This is a genomic window from Mesorhizobium sp. LSHC420B00, from assembly GCF_000503055.1.
Classification (GTDB): domain Bacteria; phylum Pseudomonadota; class Alphaproteobacteria; order Rhizobiales; family Rhizobiaceae; genus Mesorhizobium.
This window is the reverse complement of the sequence record NZ_AYVY01000007.1, coordinates 189939-196610: the sequence shown is the minus strand read 5'-3', so window position 1 is coordinate 196610 and position 6672 is coordinate 189939. Positions and strand designations below refer to the sequence as shown.

6 protein-coding genes are annotated in these 6672 nt (G+C 62.7%); all 6 read right to left on the bottom strand.

Features of this window, described 5'->3' with window-relative positions:
- Window positions 1-221 precede the first annotated feature (221 nt).
- Complete coding sequence (locus X760_RS53190; protein ID WP_023718925.1) at window positions 222-1220, bottom strand: ABC transporter ATP-binding protein; 999 nt, start codon at window positions 1218-1220, stop codon at window positions 222-224.
- Window positions 1221-1235: 15 nt separating this feature from the next.
- A complete protein-coding gene (locus X760_RS53185) occupies window positions 1236-2297 on the bottom strand; it encodes a Gfo/Idh/MocA family oxidoreductase (RefSeq protein WP_023718924.1) in 1062 nt (353 codons plus the stop codon).
- On the bottom strand, window positions 2294-3133 hold the full coding sequence (locus X760_RS53180; protein WP_023718923.1) for a carbohydrate ABC transporter permease: 840 nt from the start codon (window positions 3131-3133) through the stop codon (window positions 2294-2296). The genes X760_RS53185 and X760_RS53180 overlap by 4 nt, the downstream gene beginning before the upstream one ends.
- A 12-nt stretch (window positions 3134-3145) precedes the next feature.
- Entirely contained in the window at window positions 3146-4069 is a 924-nt protein-coding gene (locus X760_RS53175) for a sugar ABC transporter permease (RefSeq protein WP_023718922.1), read from the bottom strand.
- Window positions 4070-4308: 239 nt separating this feature from the next.
- Entirely contained in the window at window positions 4309-5568 is a 1260-nt protein-coding gene (locus X760_RS53170) for an ABC transporter substrate-binding protein (RefSeq protein ID WP_023718921.1), read from the bottom strand.
- A 104-nt stretch (window positions 5569-5672) separates the two neighbouring features.
- The gene (locus X760_RS53165) at window positions 5673-6632 is read right to left on the bottom strand and encodes an N-acetylmuramic acid 6-phosphate etherase (protein ID WP_023718920.1); all 960 of its coding nucleotides are present in this window, start codon (window positions 6630-6632) and stop codon (window positions 5673-5675) included.
- Between the last annotated feature and the right edge of the window lie 40 nt (window positions 6633-6672).

The following is a 6672-nucleotide window of genomic DNA, read 5'->3' as shown; positions in this document are numbered from 1 at the left end:
CTTCACTGCCATCGCGATTCCCTCAGACCGTCCACCTCAGAGAATCACAATCAGCGAATTACGCAACAGGCCCCTTGTGGGAGAAGGTGGATCGGCGCGCAGCGCCGAGACGATTGAGGGGTGTTGGAAGGAACTCCAACGCCTCATTCCGTCTAGCACCTCTCATCTGACCGAGCTTCGCTCGGCCACCTTCTCCCGCAAGGGGAGAAGGAAGAGGGGCGCTACTTCATCACCTTGCCATCCGCTCCAAACCGATAGGTCTTTACCGGATCCGGCGTCGCATAGAGCGTGGTGCCGGGTTCGGCATTGTAGACGCCAAAAATGCGCACGGTGATCAAGCCGGCCTTCTCGCAGTCGAGATAGAGGTTGGTGTCGGCGCCGAGGTGCTCGGCATGCACGACCGTGCCTTTCCAGGCGCCGGATTTGGGATCGACGGTCAAATGTTCGGGCCGGACGCCGATGGTCTTTGCCGTTTCGCCAAGCCTGGTGCCGTCGACGAAATTCATCTTCGGTGAGCCGATGAAGCCGGCGACGAATTCATTTGCCGGCGAATTGTAAAGCTCCATCGGGCCGCCGATCTGCTCGATCTTGCCTGCGTTGAGGACCACAATCTTGTCGGCCAGCGTCATCGCCTCGACCTGGTCGTGGGTGACATAGATCATCGTCGCCTTCAGCCGACGGTGCAGCTGGGCGATCTCCAGCCTGGTGTTGACGCGCAGTGCGGCATCGAGGTTCGACAGCGGCTCGTCGAACAGAAAAAGCTTGGGTTCGCGCACCACGGCGCGGCCGATGGCGACGCGTTGACGCTGGCCGCCGGACAATTCGGCCGGGCGCCTTTCGAGGTAGGGCTCCAGCGACAGCATCGACGAGGCGATGCCGATGCGGCGGTCGATCTCGGCCGCCGGCGTGCCCGCCTGCTTGAGGCCGAGGCCCATATTGTTCTTCACCGTCAGATGCGGGTAGAGCGCATAGGTCTGGAACACCATGGCGATGCCGCGCTTGGCCGGCGGCGTGGCGGAAACGTCCGCCCCGTCGATGACCACGCGGCCCGAGGTCGAGTCCTCCAGCCCGGCAATGACCCTGAGCAGCGTCGACTTTCCGCAGCCGGATGGACCGACGAAGACGACGAACTCGCCATCCGTCACCTCGAGGTTGATGCCCTTCAGCACCTCGACCGGCCCAAAGGCCTTTTTCACGTTCTCGATGTTCAGCGAGCCCACGGCTTCGTCCCTGTTCTAGAGTTTCACGGCGAGGCCGCTGCGCACGCTCTCGTCGGCGGCAAGGCAGACGGCGAGCGACTTCACCGCGTCGTCCATGTGGCGGCCAAGATCGAGGTCCTCGCGGATCGCCTTCAGCACAAACGCCTGTTCGAGGTCACAGAGGTCCTGATGGCCGGGCTCGCCTTCCATCGACAGCATCTCGTCCGGTTTGGCGAACTTGCCGTCCGCGCCGGTTGCAGCACTGTGCAGGCGGATGGTCGAGGTCTTGGTGTGGGTGTCGATGTCGTCGGACCTGACGCCCTCCTTCATGACGATCGACACGCAGCCGTTGGGCGAGATCACGTCTTTGACGAAGAAAGCCGTCTCCGAAATCATCGGCCCCCAGCCGGCCTCGTACCAGCCGACCGAACCGTCGTCGAACAGCACCTGCAGGTGGCCGTAATTGTACATCGTGGGCGCAATCTCGTCGCTCAGCCGCAGCCCCATACCGCGCACCTCGACCGGCCTGGCGTCGGTGATCTGCAGCATCACGTCGAGATAATGCACGCCGCAGTCGACGATCGGCGACGTCGTTTGCATCAGCTGCTTGTGCGTCTCCCAGCTGTGTCCGGAGGATTGCTGGTTGAGATTCATGCGGAACACGTACGGGCCGCCGAGCTTCCGCGCCTCGGCGATCAGCCTGATCCAGGACGGGTGGTGGCGCAGGATGTAGCCGATCACCAGTTTCTTGCCGTTGGCCTTGGCCGCGGCTACGACGCGTTCTGCGTCCGCGACCGTCGTTGCCAGCGGCTTTTCGACAAAGACGTGGCAGCCAGCCTCGAATGCCTTGACCGCATAATCGGCATGGCTGTCGGAATAGGTGGCGATGCAGGCGACGTCAGGCCGTTCGTCACGCAGCGCCTCGTCGAATGAACGCCGGATGCCATAGCTCGAAAGCCCTTCCGGCAGCGGCACATCCGAGCGGTTGACCAGTGCGGTAATCTGGAAGCCCGGGTTGGTGTGATAGGCCAGCGCATGGCTGCGCCCCATATTGCCGAGCCCGGCGACGACGACGCGAAGGGGTGTTTGCGAACTCACTTGACCGCTCCCGAAGTGATGCCGCGGATCAGCTGCCGCGAGAAGATGACGTAGAGGATCAGCACCGGCATGATCGCCAGCGACAGTGCGGCCAGAATGGCGTTCCAGTTGGTGACAAACTGGCCGAGGAACAGCTGCGCGCCGAGCGTCACCGTCTTGGTCTCCTCCGACGGCGCCAGGATCAGCGGGAACCACAGGTCGTTCCAGATCGGGATCATGGTGAAGACCGCGACCGTCGCCATCGATGGCCGCACAAGCGGCAGCACCAGCCGGAAGAAGATGGTGTATTCGGACAGGCCGTCGATCCTGCCGGCATTCTTCAGATCGTCGGAGACTTGCTTCATGAATTCCGACAGGATGAAGACGGCGAGCGGCAGGCCTTGCGCCGTGTAGACCAGGATCAGCGCCGTCAGCGTGTTGACCAGCCCGCTCGCCACCATCAGCTGCAGGATGGCGACGGTGCCGAGGCGGATCGGGATCATGATGCCGAGCGCCAGGTAAAGCCCCATCAGCGAATTGCCGCGGAAGCGGTATTCCGACAGCGCGAAAGCCGCCATGGCGCCGAACAGAAGCACGAAGAACAGCGAGGCGACGGTGACGACAAGGCTATTCTGGAAATAGTGGATGAAGTCGCCCTGGCCGATCACCGTGGTGTAGCCGATCAAGTCGAAGGTCCCTGGCGTCGGCGGCGTCAGCGGCGCGCCGAAGATACCGGCACGTGATTTGAACGAATTCATGATCACGAGGATCACCGGAAACAGCGCGATCGCGGTGTAGGTCAGAAGGATCGCATGCGCGCCGATGGTGCGGGGCAGCGAACGGGTTGCGGTGCTCATGGTCACGCTCCCCTAAAACTGGTAGCGACGCAAGCGCGTCTGCACGAGGAATAGGTAGACGCAGACGCCGCCGAGGATGATCAGGAACATCATCGTGGCGATCGCCGCGCCCATATTGGGGTCGCCGACCTGCAGCTGGAAACCGAAGAAGGCGCGGTAGAGGAAGGTGCCGAGGATATCGGTCGAATAGTTCGGCCCGGCCAAGGCGCCTTGCGCCGTGTAGATCAGGTCGAAAGCGTTGAAATTGCCGACAAAGGTCAGGATCGAGATAATGCCGATCGACGGCAGGATGAGCGGCAGCTTGATCTTCCAGAATTGCGCCATGCCGGTGATGCCGTCGCATTCGGCGGCCTCGATCACCTCTTCGGGGATGGACAGCAGTGCCGCATAGATCAGCATCATCGGGATGCCGACGAACTGCCACACTGAGATCAGGCTGAGCGCGGTCAGTGCATATTGCGCCTTGCCGAGCCAGGGCGTGAACAGGCTTTTCAGGCCGACAAGGTCCATCATATGCGGCGCCACGCCCCATAGCGGCGACAGTATCAGCTTCCAGGCGAAGCCGACGATAACGAAGGACAGGATCGTCGGCACGAAGATTGCCGTGCGGTAGAAGGCGGAAAACCGCAATCGGGGGCTGGACAGAAGTGCTGCCAAAAGGACGCCGATCGGGTTCTGCACCAGCATGTGGATGATGAAGAACCAGACATTGTTCCGCAGCGCGTTCCAGAAATTGACCGACCAGTTGGGATCACCGAACAGCATGCGGAAATTTTCCAGTCCGACGAACACCTGCGACTGGTTGATGTTGCGGAACAGCGACAGCTGCAGCGTGCCGGCCAGCGGCAAGATCATGATCGCCGTGTAGACCAGCAACGCCGGTGCCAGGAAAACGCCGATATGCCAGCGGAACGGTCTTTTCGGTGCTGCGGCCATGCGTTCGGTCCCCGCCGATCAGGTCTTGCTATTGCCGTCAAAAGCCACGGCGCCTCCCTCCCCCTCGAGGGGAGGGTGCCTCGCGAAGCGAGGCGGGTGGGGTCGGCCGAGGCAGCGCGCCATCGTCGTTCGACCGTGCTTTCCAGCAACGATCAAGCTGCCGCCTGCCTCGACCGACCCCCTCTGTCGCCTTTGGCGACATCTCCCCTTCAAGGGGGGAGATATCGCTTCGCCGCGCCTTACTTCGCCGGCTTGTACCAGCTGTCGAGGCCGTCCTGCAGCTTCTTGGCGGCAGCTTCCGGCGTGTCGGTGCCGTTGATGACGTTGGCCGATTCAACCCACGTCTCGTTTTCGAGGTTCGGCGTGCCGCGCGACAGGATCTGGTAGGTCGAGCGGATCGTCGACTTGCACTTGCCGCGCCAAGAGACGAATTCCTGGGCCAGCGGGTCTTCCATCTTCACCGGCGTGTTGTTCAGGCTGAAGAAGCCGGGCAGCGCGTTGGCGTAGATGGTAGCGAAATCCGGCGAGGCCACCCAGGACAGGAAGGTCTTGGCCGCATCCGCGTTCTTCGAGGCCGCATTGAGGCCCATGCCGATATCGGTGTGGTCGGAGATGTAGCAGGTGTCGCCGGCCTTCTGCACCGGCGGCGGGAAGGCGCCCATCTTGAATTGCGCCTGCGTGTTGAACAGGCCAATTTCCCACGAGCCGGCCGGGTAGATGGCGGCGCGGCCGAGCGTGAACAGGTTCTGGCTGTCCGGATAGGTCTGCGCCTCGAAGCCGTCGCCGAGATAGTCCTTCCACTTGGCCAGTTCCTTGTAGGGCTCGACCCACTGCGGATCGGTCAGCTTCTGCTCGCCCTTGATCAGCGCCAGGCGGCCTTCCTCGCCCTTCCAGTAATTCGGGCCGATGTTCTGGTAGCCCATGGTCGCGGCTTCCCAGAGATCCTTGGTGCCCATCGCCATCGGGATGTAGGTGCCGTCGGCCTTGATCTTGTCGAGCGCGGCGTAGAACTCCTCATTGGTCGTCGGCACCTTGATGCCGAGCTTGTCGAAGGCGTCCTTGTTGTAGATGAAGCCATGGATGACCGAGGCCATCGGCACGCAGAAGCTCGACTTGCCGTCGTCGGTCTGCCAGGCGGCCTTGGCAACATCGGAGAAGTTCTCCATGCCGGGCAGCGTCGAGATATCGGCGAGATTGCCCTTCTTGAAGAGTTCCAGCGATTTGTCGAACGGGCGGCAGGTGATCAGGTCGCCGGCCGAGCCGGCGGCGAGCTTGGCGCCGAGGGCGGCGTCATATTCGGTCGGCGCCGACGGTGCGAACACCACCTTGATGCCGGGGTTCTTGGCCTCGAAAGCCGGGATCAGCTTGTCCTTCCAGATGGCAAGGTCGTCGCCGCGCCAGCTTTCGATGTTGAGCGTTACGTCGTCGGCATAAGCCACCCCGGCGGTGCCGAGAATGCTGGTGCCGAGAAGAAGTGCCGTCAGTAGCTTCGTTGTCATNGGAGTTCAGACGTGTGCTCTTCCGATCTCGGCATAAGCCACCCCGGCGGTGCCGAGAATGCTGGTGCCGAGAAGAAGTGCCGTCAGTAGCTTCGTTGTCATGCTCAGTCTCCCTGTTGACCTTTTTCAGGTTCGGTTTTGATGAGAACGGAGGCATTGCGCCCCTTGCTCCCCTCGATCGCGGAAAGGGCTGGCCGCAGCTTGTGGCCGGTCCCTTCCAGTATCTTCTCGGCCGCATCGGCGCTGGCGGCGCCGGCGGCGAGCAGAATAGCGGTCTTGACGACGCCGCCGCTCTTATCGAGCAGGCGCGCCGCCTCGTCCTTGTCGCGCCCGCTGACGGCGGCAACGATGCGTGCGGCGCGGTCGCGCAGCTTGATGTTGTCGGCCGTGAGGTTGACCATGTAGCCATCATGGACATGGCCGAGATGGATGGCTGCCAGCGTCGACAGCATGTTGAGTGCGATCTTCTGGGCGGTACCGGCACCCATGCGCGTCGAGCCGGCAATCAGCTCGGGCGGCGTTTCGAGCAGGATGGCGATGTCGGCCAGCCGCAGCAGCAGCGCATCCCCGTTGTTGGCGACAGCAATGGTCGCCGCGCCGCGGCGCCTGGCATCCTCGATCGCCCTGACAGCATAAGGCGTCGAGCCGCTGGCCGAGACGGCGATCAGGCAGTCGCCCTTGCCAACGCCGGCGGCGGCGACCGCTGCCGAAGCTTCGTCAGTGTCATCCTCCGGCCCGCCGGCCAGTGTCTTGAAAGCTTCGTCGCCGCCAGCGATCAGGATGGCGATACGGTCGCGCTGGATGCCGAAAGTGCCCGGCAGCTCCAGCGCATCGGCCAATGCCATCAGGCCCGAGCTGCCGGCGGCCGCATAGGCGAGCTTGCCGCCGCTTTTCAGTCTGCTTGCGATGATTTCGGCTGCCGCGGCAATGGCAGGAATGGCGCCGTGAACGGCCTTGGCGGCCTCGATCTGCGCGTTGGCCAAAGAGGAAAGGACGGCTTCCGGGGCCTGGATATCCAGTCCCTCGGCATTGTGGTGAAGCGCTTCGGTGCGCGTTTCGGCCATCCGCTTTCCTCCAATCGAGAAAACCATACCAAAAAAATAC

What these genes read in the sequence shown, in the direction of transcription:
- X760_RS53180 (WP_023718923.1), bottom strand. Translation starts at nt 3,133, where the DNA reads ATGAGCACCGCAACCCGTTCGCTGCCCCGCACCATCGGCGCGCATGCG.
- X760_RS53175 (WP_023718922.1), bottom strand. Translation starts at nt 4,069, where the DNA reads ATGGCCGCAGCACCGAAAAGACCGTTCCGCTGGCATATCGGCGTTTTC.
- X760_RS53170 (WP_023718921.1), bottom strand. Translation starts at nt 5,568, where the DNA reads ATGACAACGAAGCTACTGACGGCACTTCTTCTCGGCACCAGCATTCTC.
- X760_RS53165 (WP_023718920.1), bottom strand. Translation starts at nt 6,632, where the DNA reads ATGGCCGAAACGCGCACCGAAGCGCTTCACCACAATGCCGAGGGACTG.